The organism is Emcibacter sp. (genome assembly GCF_963675455.1).
In the GTDB taxonomy this organism is placed as follows: Bacteria; Pseudomonadota; Alphaproteobacteria; order Sphingomonadales; family Emcibacteraceae; genus Emcibacter.
Map to the genome: position 1 here is coordinate 1,152,149 of NZ_OY776217.1, position 16,041 is coordinate 1,168,189.

The 16,041-nt window shown below is 57.0% G+C and carries 16 protein-coding genes; 13 read left to right on the top strand and 3 right to left on the bottom strand.

All coding sequences use genetic code 11. From position 1 onward, the window contains the following. Positions 1-17: 17 nt before the first annotated feature. The 5 genes from ACORNT_RS05135 (at position 18) to ACORNT_RS05155 (ending at position 3,525) form a co-directional block, all read left to right on the top strand. Positions 18-566, top strand: a complete 549-nt coding sequence (locus ACORNT_RS05135; RefSeq protein WP_321396272.1) for a methylamine dehydrogenase light chain — start codon at positions 18-20, stop codon at positions 564-566. Between the two features lies 1 nt (position 567). Next, on the top strand, positions 568-1,044 hold the full coding sequence (locus ACORNT_RS05140) for a c-type cytochrome (RefSeq protein ID WP_321396275.1): 477 nt from the start codon (positions 568-570) through the stop codon (positions 1,042-1,044). 10 nt (positions 1,045-1,054) lie between these two features. Further along, complete coding sequence (locus ACORNT_RS05145) at positions 1,055-1,501, top strand: hypothetical protein (protein ID WP_321396278.1); 447 nt, start codon at positions 1,055-1,057, stop codon at positions 1,499-1,501. Between the two features lie 187 nt (positions 1,502-1,688). Then, a complete protein-coding gene (locus ACORNT_RS05150; protein WP_321396281.1) occupies positions 1,689-2,936 on the top strand; it encodes a DUF547 domain-containing protein in 1,248 nt (415 codons plus the stop codon). 139 nt (positions 2,937-3,075) lie between these two features. Further along, entirely contained in the window at positions 3,076-3,525 is a 450-nt protein-coding gene (locus tag ACORNT_RS05155; protein WP_321396284.1) for an NUDIX hydrolase, read from the top strand. Here the strand turns inward: ACORNT_RS05155 and ACORNT_RS05160 are convergent. Continuing rightward, positions 3,522-3,947 carry an Lrp/AsnC family transcriptional regulator gene (locus ACORNT_RS05160; RefSeq protein ID WP_321396287.1) on the bottom strand — a complete coding sequence of 142 codons (426 nt, stop codon included), beginning with the start codon at positions 3,945-3,947 and terminating at the stop codon, positions 3,522-3,524. The genes ACORNT_RS05155 and ACORNT_RS05160 overlap by 4 nt on opposite strands. A 170-nt stretch (positions 3,948-4,117) precedes the next feature. Between ACORNT_RS05160 and ACORNT_RS05165 the strand changes: the two genes are divergently transcribed. Genes ACORNT_RS05165 through ACORNT_RS05175 form a run of 3 tightly spaced genes read left to right on the top strand, consistent with a single transcriptional unit; the run spans position 4,118 to position 6,972 of the window. Next, positions 4,118-5,077, top strand: coding sequence for an MBL fold metallo-hydrolase (locus ACORNT_RS05165; RefSeq protein ID WP_321396290.1), 960 nt, complete (start codon positions 4,118-4,120; stop codon positions 5,075-5,077). 27 nt (positions 5,078-5,104) lie between these two features. Further along, on the top strand, positions 5,105-6,760 hold the full coding sequence (locus ACORNT_RS05170; protein ID WP_321396293.1) for an FAD-dependent oxidoreductase: 1,656 nt from the start codon (positions 5,105-5,107) through the stop codon (positions 6,758-6,760). A gap of 5 nt (positions 6,761-6,765) precedes the next feature. Further along, complete coding sequence (locus tag ACORNT_RS05175; protein ID WP_321396295.1) at positions 6,766-6,972, top strand: DUF2783 domain-containing protein; 207 nt, start codon at positions 6,766-6,768, stop codon at positions 6,970-6,972. 2 nt (positions 6,973-6,974) lie between these two features. Here the strand turns inward: ACORNT_RS05175 and hutI are convergent, their stop codons facing one another. Continuing rightward, positions 6,975-8,198, bottom strand: coding sequence for an imidazolonepropionase (hutI, locus tag ACORNT_RS05180; RefSeq protein WP_321396297.1), 1,224 nt, complete (start codon positions 8,196-8,198; stop codon positions 6,975-6,977). Between the two features lie 76 nt (positions 8,199-8,274). Between hutI and ACORNT_RS05185 the strand changes: the two genes are divergently transcribed. The 5 genes from ACORNT_RS05185 to hutG all read left to right on the top strand — a co-directional run bounded on the left by ACORNT_RS05185 (position 8,275) and on the right by hutG (position 14,485). After that, positions 8,275-9,669 (top strand): formimidoylglutamate deiminase, encoded by a 1,395-nt coding sequence (locus ACORNT_RS05185; protein WP_321396300.1) that lies wholly within the window; start codon positions 8,275-8,277, stop codon positions 9,667-9,669. After that, positions 9,662-10,381 (top strand): histidine utilization repressor, encoded by a 720-nt coding sequence (gene hutC / locus ACORNT_RS05190; RefSeq protein WP_321396304.1) that lies wholly within the window; start codon positions 9,662-9,664, stop codon positions 10,379-10,381. Before ACORNT_RS05185 ends, hutC begins: the two co-directional genes overlap by 8 nt. Before the next feature lie 75 nt (positions 10,382-10,456). Beyond that, complete coding sequence (gene hutU, locus ACORNT_RS05195; protein WP_321396307.1) at positions 10,457-12,145, top strand: urocanate hydratase; 1,689 nt, start codon at positions 10,457-10,459, stop codon at positions 12,143-12,145. 4 nt (positions 12,146-12,149) lie between these two features. Next, complete coding sequence (gene hutH / locus ACORNT_RS05200) at positions 12,150-13,688, top strand: histidine ammonia-lyase (RefSeq protein ID WP_321396310.1); 1,539 nt, start codon at positions 12,150-12,152, stop codon at positions 13,686-13,688. Continuing rightward, positions 13,688-14,485 (top strand): N-formylglutamate deformylase, encoded by a 798-nt coding sequence (gene hutG / locus ACORNT_RS05205; RefSeq protein ID WP_321396313.1) that lies wholly within the window; start codon positions 13,688-13,690, stop codon positions 14,483-14,485. Before hutH ends, hutG begins: the two co-directional genes overlap by 1 nt. On the opposite strand, the gene ACORNT_RS05210 is transcribed toward hutG, so the two are convergent. Next, positions 14,474-15,952, bottom strand: coding sequence for a cobyric acid synthase (locus ACORNT_RS05210; RefSeq protein WP_321396316.1), 1,479 nt, complete (start codon positions 15,950-15,952; stop codon positions 14,474-14,476). The two genes, hutG and ACORNT_RS05210, sit on opposite strands and share 12 nt — an antisense overlap. Positions 15,953-16,041: the final 89 nt, after the last annotated feature.

Consider the following 16,041-nt stretch of genomic DNA (forward strand, 5'->3'; position numbering starts at 1 on the left):
GGATTTGGAGAGAAACGATGAGTATCTTAGATAAACTGACTGAAAAAATGGCCCGTAAAGTGGCCCAGAAAAGTTCCCGTCGCGGTTTTCTGGCCGGTTTCGGCACGGCTCTTGTCGGCGCGACCGCCTTTCCGGTTCTGCCGGTGGCCCGGGCCTCGACAGGATCCGGCGGTGGCTATCCCGGCGTGGCACCGCAGAGCACCGGTAATCCGGAAGACCCGGGTGATCCGACAAGCTGCGATTACTGGCGGTATTGCGCCATTGACGGTTTTCTCTGCAGCTGCTGCGGCGGCAGCCAGAGCGCCTGTCCTCCCGGTACTGAAATGAGCCCCATTACCTGGATCGGCACCTGCCAGAATCCGGCTGACGGCAAGAATTATATCATTTCCTACAACGACTGCTGCGGTAAAACCAGCTGCGGGCGCTGTATGTGCAACCGCAACGAAGGCGACCGGCCGATGGTTCGTCCCCAGGCCAACAACGACACCAACTGGTGTCTGGGCACGTCCAGCAACATTTACACCTGTTCCACTGCCGTGATTATCGGTCTGGCGCTGGAGCAGTAACATGCGGAAGATTTTTGCAGCCGTTTTTTGCCTCGGCCTGGGGGTGGCAACCCTGGCGTCTGCGGCCCCGGCCAAGACCGGCGAGCAGCTCTATAAACGGTGTTCCGCCTGTCATCTGGACACCGGCGAGGGTGTGCCGGGATCCTATCCCGCCATTGCCGGACGGCTGAAGCCGCTGGCGGTCAGTGAGGCGGGCCGGGAATATCTGGTGCTTGTGCTCAAGGCCGGCCTGATGGGGCCTCTCACCGTGGACGGGGTCTCCTACAGCAGTATGATGCCGGCCCAGGCGGCGGCCCTGAAAGAGGGCGGGATTGCCAAGGTGCTTAACTATGTAATGGAAGACCTGAACGGTTTTGCCGGTGATGAGAACTGGACCCCCTTCACCGAAGAGGAAGTGAAAACCATCCTCGGGAAAAACCCGAAAGTCCGTGCCCGCGACGTTTTGCAGAAACGGGCGGACGTCTTCGGGTCCGAATAGGAGAATAAGTGTGACCGGCAGAATCCTTCAAAAGCTTGTGTTGACAGTTTGTCTGTCCGGCCTTTTCGGGCTGACAGCTGTGTCTTCAGGTCATGCCGGGAATCTGCCGCCGAAAGTCAACTGGATGCTGAACTGCCAGGGCTGTCATAAACCTGATGCCAGCGGTGTGGACGGGGAAGTTCCGTCCATGAATGGCTATGTATCCAAATTCCTGACTGTCGACGGCGGGCGGGAATATCTCTCCCGGGTGCCGGGAGTTGCCTTTTCCCCGCTTTCGGATCAGCAGACGGCGGAACTTTTGAACTGGATGCTGGCGACCTATGATCCGGAAAACCTTCCCCGGGACTTCAAACCCTACAAGGAGGAGGAAGTCCATCGGCTGCGCCAGGATCCTTTGATGACTGATGCTGCTCCTGCTGCCCGACAGCACCTGATGGATAAACTTGCAGCGCAGTAATTGGTTCTGGTTTAAATGTCTGCATTGTTGATTTTTGTCCGCTTTCGCCGGTTACGGCGAGGGTTATTTTTTATTAATCAGGCTATTTTACTTGTCCGGTTGAAAAAACCAGGCCTCACACATATAATCGGCTTTCTAAAACAAATAAAAACCAATTAATCTACGGTATCAAAAAAGGGAATGTCATATGTCCAGATCAGTTCTGTGGGGGCTGAGGAAAGCCGCTCTTACTATCCTTTTCAGTATTTTCTATATGCCGGCAGTGTCTTGGTCGGCGGACAGTGACAAAGTTCAAATACCGGACAGTTTTCGGAACTATACAGCTTCGTCTGAATTGTCAGTAAACTATGACGATCTGACGTCAGTTCTGAAAAGGACGGTACTTGTGACCGGTCGGTCGACCCGCGAGAAAGCCGAACGGTCCACCGCCTCTACGGGCACCCGGATGAAGGCCCAGAAGAAGGTCCTTACGGCACTTGAAGGTAACCGTTTTTTCTATGAAATTTTCAAGGAAGAAGAAAACCGAATTTGGCTGACGAAGATCAGGAAAAGCCTCGAGACCCTGCCGTCTGAGGCGCCCCTAGATCTTTTCAATCGTCGCGAACAGCTGGCCTACTGGCTCAACCTTTATCAGGTGGCATTGCTGGAACAACTGACGGCGGATCCGGACAGGAAACTGAAAGACAAGGTTGTCGGCCGGAAAGCAGTGTTCAATAAAAAGATTCTCGATGTAGCCGGGGTGCCATTGTCGCTGAACGATATTCAATACAAGATTCTGGCGGTGAACTATGCGGACCAACCGCTGGTGATTTACGGTCTGCATCAGGGATATATTGGCAGCCCGAATATTCGCAAGGCGGCCTATACGGGAAAATATGTTTATGAGGACCTTGAAAAAAATGCCCGGGAGTTTATCAACAGCAATCGAGGAACATATAGCACTGATGTCAAGAAATTCAGGGTGTCGAGTTTTTACAAGCGTAACAAAGTGTTTTTCCCCGACTTTGAACAGGATCTGAAGCGCCACCTTTATCAGTTTATCAGTCCGTCCTATGAACACAAACTTGACAGGGCGGGAAAGATTGAGGCTGATATTGACGACTGGACCATCGTCAGCCTGACCGGTAACAGCCGGGCGTATGCGGGATCTGTTGCGACAAGCCGGGCGGCCATGCTGGATGCGGTTGTATCGGGCGGCCCCGGTTCCGGAATTACCAGTGAGAGCGGCCTGGGAGGTAGCCATCTGGCTGACGGTATGGCGATGAATAACAATATGGAAAGTAGCCTGCGGGCCTACGGCCGTTTTGATCCGGCCGAATTTGAAATCCTGATGCAGCTTAATAAGAAACGGATGGAAAGTACCGGGTCAGTGACCGTCGAGGAAGTGGACAAGAGCGAGCTCTCAAAAAGTAAGGAAAAGGAGGGCGATAAATAATAATTGCCCTGCAAAATTATTCCTCTTTGTCCGGGTGCATGGGGGAACATGCCAACTTTTATACTATGCTAGATCAGGGGCGCTTTGCAGTGTTGTCTGATTCAGCAGTTTCTTGTGGCAATAACGTGAGGGTCGTGTCTTGTCCCATAGTTATGACTATCCCCATCCGGCGGTGACGGTGGATATCATTTTGTTTTCTTTTCGCAATGACACTCCCCATGTGCTGCTGGTTCGCCGGGCACAGGATCCGTTCAAGGAAAAATGGGCCCTGCCGGGCGGTTTTGTCGATATCGACGAGGATCTGGAGCAGGCCGCGATGCGGGAGCTGGAGGAAGAAACCGGTCTCACTGGTATTCCCCTGCAGCAGCTTCACACCTTCGGCGCAGTAAACCGGGATCCGCGGGAGCGGGTGATTTCTGTGGCCTATATGGCGGTGGCTCCGGCTGAAACGCCCGAAATTTGCGCCGGTTCAGATGCAGCCGAGGCGGGCTGGTTTCCTCTAACCGAACTTCCGGACCTCGCTTTTGATCATGCAGAGATTATCGCTCTTGCCAAAGACCGCCTGCAGGCCAGGTCTGTTGCCCGTTAACGATCGATCTTTGTGCTCAGGACCAGTGAGGTGGTGGTTTTTTCCACGCCGTCGATGGCATTGATGTCGTCCAGGGTTTCGTCGATTTCGGTCATGGTCGGGGCCTTGATGACAGCAATCATGTCATAAGAGCCGCTGACCACATGCAGGCTGCGAATGGCGGCCATCTTTTTCATCTGGACGATGGCGTTTGCCGCTTGGCGCTGGTTCACACAGATCATCACATGGGCGGCAATCTGCTGCTGGCGGTATTCTTCGTGAAATTTGATGGTAAACCCGGAAATAATCTTCTTTTCCACCAGCCGGTTGATCCGGTCCTGCACGGTGGAGCGGGAGAGTTTGAGCTTGCGCGCCAGTGATGCCGTCGGTTCCCGACTGTCGAGGCGCAGCAGTTCCAGCAGTTTTTCATCTGTCTTGTCCATACCATCACTTTAACGGATTAATCGTTAAAATGTCCAGAATGTTCTGCAGATCAGCGAGTTTTCCATAGGGCTCTCCTGTCCCCCGGTATGGGGACAGACAGGCAGACATGTGCTATGATATGTTCGCTTCATACTGGAATCATAATCTGTACAATTCAGGGAAAATACTTATGGCAAAAGCTTTTGCATCCTCGGCCGATCTTGGCGAAAAAGTCGAAAAACTTGAAATTCTGGCGGACGGCGTGTATGCGCTGACGGCTGAAGGCGATCCCAATGTGGGCGCCATCGAAGGCGAAGATTTCATTGTCGCTTTTGAGGCCCGGGCGACCCCGGTGGCGGCGCAAGCCTGGCTCAAGCAATTACGGGAACATACCGACAAGCCGATTAAATATCTGGTGCTCTCCCATTACCATGCGGTTCGCGTCCTTGGCGCGGCGGCCTTTGAGGCGGAAAGCATCATTGCCCATGAGAAAACAAAATTCCTCATTGATGAACGCGGCAAGCAGGACTGGGACAGCGAATACGGCCGGATGCCGCGCCTGTTCAAGGACCCGGACAGCATTCCCGGTCTCACTCACCCGGACATTACCTTCAATGACCGTCTGGAAATCGACTTGGGCGGCGACCGCGGTCAGCTGGTGCTGGAATATTGCGGACGCGGTCATACGGCCGGTGACATTGTCGCCTGGCTGCCGAAACATAAAATCCTGTTTGCCGGCGACCTGATCGAGGCAGAAGCCGCCCTTTATACCGGTGATGCCTTCCATATGGACTGGGCCAGCGGCACCCTGGATAAAATCAAGTCTTACGGCGCCGAAGCCATCATGGGCGGTCGCGGCACCATTCCAAAAGGACGCGAAGCCTGTGACGCCGCGGTGGAACAGACCCGCGAGTTCCTGAACACCATGATCGCCAAGGTCGGCGAAGTGCACAAGCGCGGCGGCAGCCTGAAAGAAGCGTTCCTCGCCACCCATGAGGCACTGGCCCCCAAATTCGGCCACTGGCCTATTTTTGAACACTGCCTGCCCTTTGATGTACAGCGCCTGTGGGACGAGTTCGACGGCATCGACTGGCCGCGCATCTGGACGGCCGAGCGTGACCTGGAAGTCTGGGACCAGCTGCAGGACTAGTTAAGGTAAAAAACAAGGGAGACTTTTATGACTGCGAAGATTCAGCCTGTTTCGCAGGCGGGGATACCTGTCCGCAAACAATATACCTACAAGCGTCCCGCCGTCCTTGATCAGGGCGGCCGGGAAGAGCTGGAAGTTCTGATTGTCGGCGGCGGGCCCATCGGACTGACAGCCGGGCTGGATCTGGCCCGCAGGGGCTATCATGTGGTCATCCTCAACCAGATGGATATTCTGGCCGACGGATCAAAGGCGATCTGTTTCGCCAAGCAGGTGCTGGATGTGTACGACCGTCTGGGTGTGTCCAAACCGATCATGGACAAGAGCGTGATCTGGAACGTGGGCAAGGTCTTCTGGGGCGATCGCCCCGACCCCATCTATGAGTTCGATATGCTGCCGGTGAAAAACCAGAAAAACCCCGGCTTCATCAACCTGCAGCAATATTATCTGGAAGAATATCTGATCGACGAGCTGGAAAGCCTGGATAATGTGGAACTCCGCTGGAAGAATAAACTGACCACGTTGCAGCAGGATGAGGAGAAAGTCACCGCCACGGTGGAAACGCCGGACGGAGACTATGAGGTGGACTGCAAATATCTGATCGCCTGCGATGGTAACAAGTCGCCGGTACGCACCATGCTCGGCCTGGATTTCGAAGGCCGGGTGTTTGAGGATAATTTCCTGATTGCCGATATCAAGTTTCCGATGGAGCGCCCGTCCGAACGCTGGTTCTGGTTCGAGCCTGCCTTTAAAGGGCAAAGCGCCCTGCTGCACAAGCAGCCGGACGATGTCTGGCGGCTGGACTTCCAGGTCGGCTGGGATGTGGACAAGGCCGAAACCATCAGGGAAGAAAACGTCAAACCCTTTATTCACGGTATGCTCGGCGACGATGTGGAGTTTGAATGGGAATGGCGCAGTATCTATACTTTCCAGTGCCGCCGCATGGAGCGGTTTCTGCATAACCGGGTGATCTTTGCCGGTGATGCCGCCCATCTGGTGTCCCCCTTCGGGGCCCGGGGCGCCAACAGCGGTGTCGCGGATGTCAACAACCTGGTCTGGAAACTGGATATGGTGCTGAAGGGTGAGGCACCGGCTTCACTGCTGGAGAGCTATAACTATGAAGAGGTGATCACGGCGGACGAGAATATTCTCAACTCCACCCGTTCCACCGATTTTATTACCCCCAAATCCGCGGTCAGCCAGTGTTTCCGCAATGCGGTGCTGAGTCTCGCGGAAAAATTCGCTTTTGCCCGGCCGCTGGTGAATAGTGGTCGCCTGTCCACACCGGTCAGTTTCCCGGATAGTCCGCTGAACACGGCGGACGTGGATGACTGGGCTGGTGGTATCGCCCCCGGATGTCCGGTGCTGGATGCGCCTGTAAATAATGGGGCGGACTGGCTGCAGATCCAGCTGGGCAATGAATTTCTCGGTCTGTATTTTGCCGGACAAGAAGGCTGTAGTGATGACGTCAGGCAGTCACTTCCCGTGAAGACCCTTGTGGTCGGACCGGAGGCCGCATCTGGTGTGGACCTGATCGACGATACCGGTCTGGTCCGGGAAAGATATGATGCCGCCCCGGGCACTTTCTACCTGATCCGCCCGGACCAGTATGTGGCCGCTCGCTGGAAGCAGGCTGATCCCGCAAAAATCAAAGCCGCCCTTGATCGGGCCACAGGCAAGGAGTAATCGTCATGTCCCTCAAGATGGATGCCAATATCAAAGACCCTGACGGTTTTTACCAGTCCCTGATCAAGGCCCACGAAGGTCTCAGCGACGAGGAAAGCCAGGCCATGAATGCGCGGTTGATCATTATCCTCGCCAATCAGGTCGGGGATCCCGAAACCCTGCAGCAGGCTCTTGAACTGGCCAGAACTATGGAAGCGCCGGCGGCCGGCTGACCTTACTCCCAGTGGACGGGAACTTCCCGCCCGTCCCTGGCCATCCGGCGGCACTGCAGCATGCCGAACTCGCAGGCAAAAGCCGCCGGGTGATCGATATCCCACAGGGCAAAATCCGCCCGTGATCCCACATTCAGAATACCGCGATCGGTCAGGCCCAGGGCCCGGGCTGCGTTGACCGTAACGCCCCTGAGGCATTCTTCCGGGGTCAGCCCGAAAAGGACGGCTGCCATATTCATCATCAGCGGCAGGGACAGTGTTGGCGATGTGCCCGGATTATGGTCGGTGGCAATGGCCATCGGCACATGATGTTTCCTGAACAGGTCTATGGGTGGTTTTTTGGTTTCACGAAGGAAGTAGAATGCGCCGGGCAGCAAGACAGCGGTCATGTCACTTTCCGCCATTGCCTTGACAGCCGCTTCGTCGACATATTCCAGATGGTCGGCCGACAGGGCGTTGAGGCCGGCGGCAAGAGCGGTGCCGCCGCAATGGGAGAGTTGCTCCGCATGTAGTTTCAGGGCAAACCCCAGGTCCTGTGCACGCTGGAAAATCTGTCTGATTTCCCCGGTAGTAAATCCAATGTTTTCGCAGAAACCGTCCACGGCATGGGCCAGTTTTTCCCGGGCGATGGCCGGCAACATTTGCTCGCAGATCAGGTCAATATATCCCTGCCGGTTATCGGCATATTCCGGCGGCAGGGCGTGGGCGCCCAGAAAAGTGGCGCGGATATCATGGGGGAAATTTTCATCCAGCTTCCGGATCACCCGCAGCATTTTCAGCTCATTTTCCAGATCCAGGCCGTAACCGGACTTGATTTCAAGAGTGGTCATGCCGCCCGTGGCAAGTTTACCAAGCCGTGCCGCGGCGCTGTCATAAAGCTGTTGTTCGCTGGCGTCCCGGGTGGCCCGGACCGTGGACAGGATGCCGCCGCCGGCGGCGGCGATTTCGGCATAGCTCATGCCCTGCTGGCGTTTTTCAAATTCGTCAATCCGGCTGCCGCTGTACACAAGATGGGTGTGACAGTCAATGAAACCGGGGGTGAGGAAATATCCTTCCGCGTCCCGTCGCGGTATGCCGGCTGCATCTTCCAGATCGGCCCGGCGGCCGACCCAGGTTATTTTTCCCTCTCTGACAGCAATGGCGCCATCCGCAATCAGGCCGTAGGGGGTCGGCTGTGCCGGGTCCAGGGTTACCAGGGTGCAGTTTTCCCAAATTTCATCCCACATGATATGTTCCACTGGTTTATGGTTGACTTTCCCATTGTAACACATAGACTTAACTTGTCTATACAGGTTATAAGAAATGAGCACTCTTTCTAAGTTTTTGATCAGAAAGGCCTATATTGAGGGCCGGTGGCAGGAAAACCTTCTGATGGAGGTCGACTTGGCGGGCATGATTCTGCGCCTTGAGCCCTATGACGGCCAAAATGAGGGAGAGGAAAAAGCAGAAGTGGTGACGGGTTATGTGTTGCCCTCCATAGCCAATGCCCATTCCCACGCCTTTCAGCGGGCCATGGCCGGCCGGGCGGAATATGGATCGGGCGGGGAGGACAGCTTCTGGACCTGGCGTGAGGTCATGTACCGCTGTGCGGCACAGATGACCCCGAATACTCTTTATCACATAGCCCGGCAGCTTTATCTGGAGATGATCAGGGGCGGATACGGGGCGGTCTGCGAATTTCATTACCTGCATCACCGGCCGGATGGCCACTCTTACGAAGACTCGGCGGAAATGTCGCTGGCGCTGATCCGCGCGGCCCGGGATGTGGGCATTGCCCTTTGTCATCTGCCGGTACTTTATATGACCGGCGGCTTTGACCGGCGGGCGCTTAGTGGCGGGCAGACCCGCTTCGGGCACAGTCCGGAAAGTTACCGTGCGCTCTGGCAATCCCTGGAACGGGAACGTGGGCCGGATGTAACGCTTGGTCTTGCTTTCCACAGTCTCAGGGCTGTGCCGGTCGAGGTGATCCGGGAGTTTGAAGATTTTGCTCCTGACGTTCCCCGTCATATTCATATTGCAGAGCAAGTCAAGGAAGTTGAAGACAGCCTTGTCCATTCCGGCCAGAGACCCGTGAGCTATCTGATGGATCACGTGGATATCGATGATAAATGGTGCCTGGTTCATGCGACACATCTGGATAATGACGAGGTAACGCGACTTGCCGCCAGCGGGGCGGTTGCGGGATTGTGCCCGACCACGGAGGCCAATCTTGGCGACGGGCTGTTTCCGATGGAGAACTATCTGGATGCCGGCGGCAGGATTGCCATTGGCTCTGACAGTCATGTGTCCCGCGAGGTGCGGGAAGAGCTGCGCTGGCTGGAATATGGCCAGCGGCTGGATAGTGGCCGTCGCACCGTTGCTGCGAGTAGTGAAACACTTCATTGCGGTAACCGCCTTTACAATGACTGCCTTGAGGGCGGGGCATCGGTCAGCGGATTCAGGACCGGGAAACTTGCGCCGGGATACCGGGCCGACCTTGTGGTGCTGAAGGAAGACAGCCTGTTGCTTGCCGGTCTGCCGGACGAACAGCTTGTTGACGCTTATATTTTCAACGGCAACGAGCGTGTCATTGATCATCTGATGGTCGGCGGCAAATGGGTACTGAAGGACGGTCGACATAGCCGGGAAGATGAAATAAATACTGACTTCCGGGAAACAATGGAAAGCCTTCTGGCGGAACAGGGGGCGCATGCATAAAATGGCAGATGACATGGGACCGCTTTACCAGAAAATAAAGAATCACATCCTGGAGCGGATTACCAAAGGCGACTGGCCGGCTGGCAGCCGGGTGCCGTCGGAAAATGAGCTGGTGAAGCTGTTCAGGGTATCGCGCATGACCACCAACCGGGCTCTTCGCGAACTGACCGACGAGAGCGTGCTGGTGCGGGTTGCCGGGGTCGGCACCTTTGTGGCCGAAGTCAAGGCCCGCAGCCATCCGCTGGAAATCCACAATATTGCCGACGAAATCCGCGGACGCGGCCATGATTACAGCGCCCGGGTCCTGATTCTTGAAGAAGTGCGGGCCGGCGCCGAAACCGCAGGCTGGATGGATATCAAAAAGGGGGCCTCGGTTTTCCATTCCCGCATCATTCATCTGGAACAGGGCCGGCCGATCCAGCTCGAGGACCGGTTCGTCAATCCGGACGTGGTGCCCGGCTATATGGCCCAGGATTTCAGCCGCATGACACCCTATGAATATCTGATGTCTGTGGCGCCGCTGCTGAAGGCGGAACATGTGGTCAGGGCCGTCATGCCGGACGAGGCCGTGCACAAACATCTGGCCATGGCAGCAAATGAACCCTGCCTTTTGGTAGAACGGCGGACCTGGTCCAATGACCGGGTGGTCACCATTGCCCGGCTGTGGCATCCGGGCACGAGGTATGAATTATCGGGTAAATTCCGGCCTTAGGTAAAGTATGTGTTTTGGTAGGCAAGCCCGGTGGGGATATTTAACAAATCAACTTGTATAGACAGGTATAGAAAAATGAACACAAAAAATGTGAGAACTGTAAAGGCCCCGACGGGGACAACCCTGAATACCAAAAGCTGGGCCACGGAAGCGCCCCTGCGTATGTTGATGAACAACCTTGATCCCGATGTGGCGGAACATCCCGAGGAACTGGTGGTGTATGGCGGCATCGGCAAGGCGGCCCGCAACTGGGATTGTTTCGACGGCATCGTCAAAAGCCTGAAGGAACTTGAAGGAGATGAAACCCTGCTGGTGCAGTCGGGCAAGCCGGTCGGCATTTTCCGCACCCATGAGGGCGCACCCCGGGTGCTGATCGCAAACTCAAACCTGGTGCCGCACTGGGCGACCTGGGATCATTTCAACGAACTGGATAAAAAGGGCCTGATGATGTACGGCCAGATGACCGCCGGCAGCTGGATCTATATTGGCAGCCAGGGCATTGTCCAGGGCACCTATGAAACCTTTGTGGAAATGGGCCGGCAGTCTTACGCCGGCGATCTTGCTGGTAAATGGATACTGACAGCGGGTCTTGGCGGCATGGGCGGGGCCCAGCCGATGGCGGCAACCATGGCCGGGGCCAGCATGCTGGCCATAGAATGTCAGTCGGACCGCATCGATTTTCGCCTGCGTACCGGCTATCTGGACGAGCGGGCCGAAACCCTGGACGAGGCCATGGAGAAAATCAACCGGGCCTGTGCCGAAGGTCGCGCCCTGTCCGTCGGTCTTCTCGGCAATGCGGCGGATATCATCCCGGAAATGGTCCGGCGCGGGATCAAGCCCGATGCGGTGACCGACCAGACCTCGGCCCATGATCCGGTCAACGGTTATCTGCCGCTGGGCTGGACGGTGGAGCAGTGGGAGCGCATGCGCCTGAGCGATCCCAAAACCACGGAAAAAGAAGCCCGCAAGTCCATGGCGATTCATGTGGAGGCCATGCTGGCTTTTCATGAGATGGGTATCCCCACTTTTGATTACGGCAATAACATCCGCCAGATGGCTTTTGACGAGGGGGTGAAAAACGCCTTTGCCTTCCCGGGTTTTGTCCCGGCCTATGTGCGGCCCCTGTTCTGCAAGGGCATTGGTCCGTTCCGCTGGGCGGCCTTAAGCGGAGATCCGGAGGATATCTACAAGACGGACCAGAAGGTCAAGGAACTGATCCCCGACAATCCGCAACTGCATAACTGGCTGGATATGGCGCGGGAGCGCATTCAGTTCCAGGGCCTGCCGGCGCGGATCTGCTGGGTCGGACTTGGTGACCGGCACCGGCTCGGTCTGGCCTTTAACGAAATGGTGAAAAACGGCGAACTGTCGGCGCCGGTGGTGATCGGACGGGATCATCTGGACTCAGGATCGGTGGCCAGCCCCAACCGGGAAACGGAAGCCATGAAGGACGGCTCCGACGCGGTTTCCGACTGGCCGTTGCTCAATGCCCTTCTGAACACGGCGAGCGGGGCGACATGGGTCAGCCTGCACCACGGCGGCGGGGTCGGCATGGGCTTTTCCCAGCACTCCGGCGTAGTGGTGCTGTGTGACGGCACGGATGAAGCGGCGGAAAAAGTCGGCCGGGTATTGTGGAATGACCCGGCGACCGGTGTGATGCGCCATGCGGATGCGGGTTATGACATCGCCATCGACTGCGCCCGCGAAAAGGGGCTGAACCTGCCGATGATTACGGGTGCCAGCGAGACAAACGGGGGAAAATGAGGCCATGACGTCAAATTTTGTTCTCCATCCCGGCAAACTGACATTTGCGGATTTGCGGCGGATCTGTGCCGGTTACTGCACCATCGAGCTTGCCGACGGTGCCTGGCAGCAAATTGAACGGTCCCGGGCTACAGTTGAAAAGATCATTGAAGGCCATGATACGGCATACGGCATCAACACCGGTTTTGGCCTTTTGGCCAGTACGGGAATCCCGCCCCATCAACTGGATGATCTGCAGAAAAACCTTGTACTGTCCCATAGCTGCGGTGTCGGTAATGACCTGCCCGATAATGTGGTGCGTCTGATTTCCGTGCTCAAACTTTCCAGCTTGTCCCAGGGCTATTCAGGCGTGCGCCGGGAACTGGTGGAACATCTGATTGCCTTTCATAATGCGGGACTTGTTGCCTGCATCCCGGAAAAGGGATCGGTCGGGGCGTCCGGTGACCTCGCACCGCTGGCCCATTATGCCGGCGCGCTGATGGGTGAGGGGTTCATTCGTCTGGACGGCGAGAAACTTCCCGCGCCGGTGGCGCTGGACAAGGCCGGTCTGAAACCCCTGCAACTGAAAGCCAAGGAAGGCCTGGCGATTCTCAACGGCACCCAGGTGTCGACGGCGCTGGCCCTGTCTGCCCTGTTTGATATTGAAAAGGTCTTCGGCGCGGCGGTCGTCGCCGGGGCCATGTCCCTGGATGCGCTCAAGGGCAGTGTGGCGCCCTTCGACGACCGCATTCACCAGATCCGGCGGCAGCCGGGCCAGCGCGATGTGGCGACTCTCTATCCTGCGCTTCTGAAAGGAAGCGGAATACTGACCTCTCATGAAAAATGTTCCAAGGTGCAGGACCCCTATAGTCTGCGCTGTCAGCCCCAGGTGATGGGCGCCTGTCTGGATCTGATGCGGCAGGCGGGGGCGACCCTGCTGAGGGAAGCTGACGCCGTAACCGACAACCCGCTGATTTTCTCCCGCGAGGGGGATGTGATTTCCGGCGGCAATTTTCATGCGGAACCTGTGGCCTTTGCCGCCGACATGCTGGCGATGGCGGTCTCGGAGATCGCCGCCCTGTCGGAACGGCGCACGGCCATCCTGGTGGATCCGAAGATGAGCGGCCTGCCGGCTTTCCTGGTGCAGGACAGCGGCCTCAATTCAGGTTTTATGATCGCCCAGGTGACGGCGGCGGCGCTGGTCTCGGAAAACAAGACCATGGCCCATCCGTCCAGTGTCGACAGTCTGCCGACTTCCGCCAATCAGGAAGATCATGTGAGCATGGCGACCTATGGTGCCCGGCGCACCGGAGAAATGGCTCGCAATGCGGCCACCGTGGTGGGTATCGAGCTTCTGGCGGCGGCCCAGGGCATCGATTTCCACCGGCCGCTGAAGACGTCACCGGCCCTGCAGATCTATCATGACCGGATTCGGGAAGAGGTGGCATTTTATGACCGGGACCGCAGTTTTGCCCCCGATCTGCAGAAGATTACAGAGATGGTGCTGGCGGGTGAATTTGTTGCCGTTGCTGAACGGATACTGCCGGACGAGGAGAATCGGTAATGACGGCTGATATCTTTTATTTCTCACCTGGCAGCGGGCCGCTTCTGGTCAGTATGCCCCATGTGGGTACGGAAATCCCGGCGGATATTGCCGGGCGCCTGACAGAGGAAGCCCTCGGCGTACCGAATACGGACTGGCATGTGGACCGGCTCTATGATTTCCTGGGCGACATGGATCTGCCGGTGATCCGGGCCCGCTACAGCCGCTATGTGGTTGATCTGAACCGGGATGCGGAAGGCGCGGTGCTCTATCCGGGCCAGAGCGAGACGGAAATATGTCCCAGCAGTATGTTTGACAATCTGCCGATTTACAGGAACGGGCAGCCGGTCGGTGAACAGGAGGTAGCGGCGCGGATCGGGCTTTACTGGCGGCCCTATCACGACAAGCTGCGGCAGGAACTGGAACGGATCAGAGCCAAATATGGCTATGCCTTGCTGTGGGACGCTCATTCGATCAGAAGTCATGTGCCGCGCTTTTTTGACGGGCAACTGCCGGACCTCAATATCGGCACTGGTGCCGGCTTGGCCTGTGCTGTGAATGTTGCGGCCGAACTTCTGGAGATCGGACTGGCCAGCAAGTACACAACCGTCATGAATGGCCGCTTCAAGGGTGGCTATATCACCCGGCACTACGGCGATCCGGCCCGAAAGATCCATGCGGTGCAGATGGAAATTTCCCAAGCCACCTATATGCAGGAAGACCAGCCCTATGCTTTTGAGGTAGGGAAAGCAGAACGGCTTCGGCCGGTGCTCCGGCAGATGATGGAACAATTTATGGCCCTGGTTTCAGCGGGCTGACGCCAGCAGGCCGTCAATATCGAGCCAGCTTTCCATATGGTCAGCAAGACCGTCCAGAAGCCGGTCGACCTGTCCCTGAAAATGTATCCCCGAGGTGCGGCCCTGCTTCAGGGTGGCAAGCCAGGCGGCGCGGAAATCATCATCAGCAAACAGGCCATGCAGGTAACAGCCTTCGACAAGACCGTCGGCCGAACGGGCGCCGTCTTTTGCGCGGCCGAGATCAAGCAACGGACGGTCGCAGTCGGGGCCCGTGGTGCGGCCCATATGCATCTCATAACCGTGCACCGGCCTGTTGAGCGGAAGATGGATACCGGTGACTTCCATCAGCCGTTTATCGTCAGTGAAGACGGTTTCACTATCCAGCAGGCCAAGACCTTGCACGGTTTGGGCCGGGCCTTCGATCCCCTCCGGGTCGGAAAGCTCTCGCCCCAGCATCTGGAAGCCGCCGCAGATACCAAGTATCCGGCCGCCATGGCGCAGATGGGCCTCGATATCCCTGTCCCAGCCCTGGCAGCGCAGGAAGTCGAGGTCGGCAATGGTTGATTTTGTGCCGGGCAGGATGATCACATCGGCCTCGCGGGGCAGCGGCTTTCCGGGTGGAACAAACTCCACAAACACATCCTCTTCCGCCTTCAGGGGATCGAAATCGTCAAAATTGGAAATGCGGCTCAGCATCGGAATAATGATATGGATCTGTCTCTTTTCACGATCTGTTGACTGTTCCAGAACCACCGCGTCCTCGGCCGGAAGTTTCGCCGCATCCAGCCAGAAGGGCAGGGTGCCGAAGCCGGGCCAGCCGGTGCGTTCCCCGATGATTTTATAGCCGTCGTCAAACAGGCTGAGATCGCCGCGGAATTTATTGATGAGAAAGCCCGCCACCATTTCCCGGTCTTCGGGTTCCAGAAGCTCGGCGGTGCCGACCAGGCTGGCAATGACCCCGCCCCGGTCGATATCGCCAACCAAAACCACCGGACAGTCGGCTTCCCGGGCGAAACCCATGTTGGCAATATCGTTGGCGCGAAGATTGACTTCAGCCGGGCTGCCGGCCCCTTCCACCAGCACAAGGTCGCATTCCGCCTGCAGAAGCCGGTAACTTTCCATCACGGCCGCTAACAGGTCCTTTTTCAGGGTCTGGTAATCTGTGGCCCCGGCGATGCCGTAAACCTTTCCGTGGACCACGACCTGGGCGCCGATATCGCTCTGGGGTTTGAGCAAAACCGGATTCATATGAACGGTGGGGTCAACTTGCGCGGCCCGTGCCTGCAGCCACTGGGCCCGGCCTATTTCGCCGCCGTCCCGGGTTACTGCCGCATTATTGGACATATTCTGCGGCTTGAAGGGGCGGACTGACAGGCCGCGATTATGGAAAACCCGGCACAGGCCGGCCACCATCAGCGACTTGCCCACATCGGAGCCCGTGCCCTGAAACATCAGCGATCTTGAGTTGCATTGTCCGCTGGTTTTCATTTTTCGTTCCATAAAGATTTGTCTCTATGATCTGCTTATAGTGCGGATTTTCCGTTCAGGAAACAGACTAAATATTTGGGAGGGGTCTT

Bases quoted from the DNA above. Each gene is read 5' to 3' on its own strand.
- hutC (WP_321396304.1), top strand. From the start codon at position 9,662: ATGCATAAAATGGCAGATGACATGGGACCGCTTTACCAGAAAATAAAG.
- hutG (WP_321396313.1), top strand. From the start codon at position 13,688: ATGACGGCTGATATCTTTTATTTCTCACCTGGCAGCGGGCCGCTTCTG.
- ACORNT_RS05140 (WP_321396275.1), top strand. From the start codon at position 568: ATGCGGAAGATTTTTGCAGCCGTTTTTTGCCTCGGCCTGGGGGTGGCA.
- hutH (WP_321396310.1), top strand. From the start codon at position 12,150: ATGACGTCAAATTTTGTTCTCCATCCCGGCAAACTGACATTTGCGGAT.
- ACORNT_RS05150 (WP_321396281.1), top strand. From the start codon at position 1,689: ATGTCCAGATCAGTTCTGTGGGGGCTGAGGAAAGCCGCTCTTACTATC.
- ACORNT_RS05135 (WP_321396272.1), top strand. From the start codon at position 18: ATGAGTATCTTAGATAAACTGACTGAAAAAATGGCCCGTAAAGTGGCC.
- ACORNT_RS05170 (WP_321396293.1), top strand. From the start codon at position 5,105: ATGACTGCGAAGATTCAGCCTGTTTCGCAGGCGGGGATACCTGTCCGC.
- ACORNT_RS05185 (WP_321396300.1), top strand. From the start codon at position 8,275: ATGAGCACTCTTTCTAAGTTTTTGATCAGAAAGGCCTATATTGAGGGC.
- hutI (WP_321396297.1), bottom strand. From the start codon at position 8,198: ATGTGGGATGAAATTTGGGAAAACTGCACCCTGGTAACCCTGGACCCG.
- ACORNT_RS05165 (WP_321396290.1), top strand. From the start codon at position 4,118: ATGGCAAAAGCTTTTGCATCCTCGGCCGATCTTGGCGAAAAAGTCGAA.
- hutU (WP_321396307.1), top strand. From the start codon at position 10,457: ATGAACACAAAAAATGTGAGAACTGTAAAGGCCCCGACGGGGACAACC.
- ACORNT_RS05175 (WP_321396295.1), top strand. From the start codon at position 6,766: ATGTCCCTCAAGATGGATGCCAATATCAAAGACCCTGACGGTTTTTAC.
- ACORNT_RS05210 (WP_321396316.1), bottom strand. From the start codon at position 15,952: ATGAAAACCAGCGGACAATGCAACTCAAGATCGCTGATGTTTCAGGGC.
- ACORNT_RS05160 (WP_321396287.1), bottom strand. From the start codon at position 3,947: ATGGACAAGACAGATGAAAAACTGCTGGAACTGCTGCGCCTCGACAGT.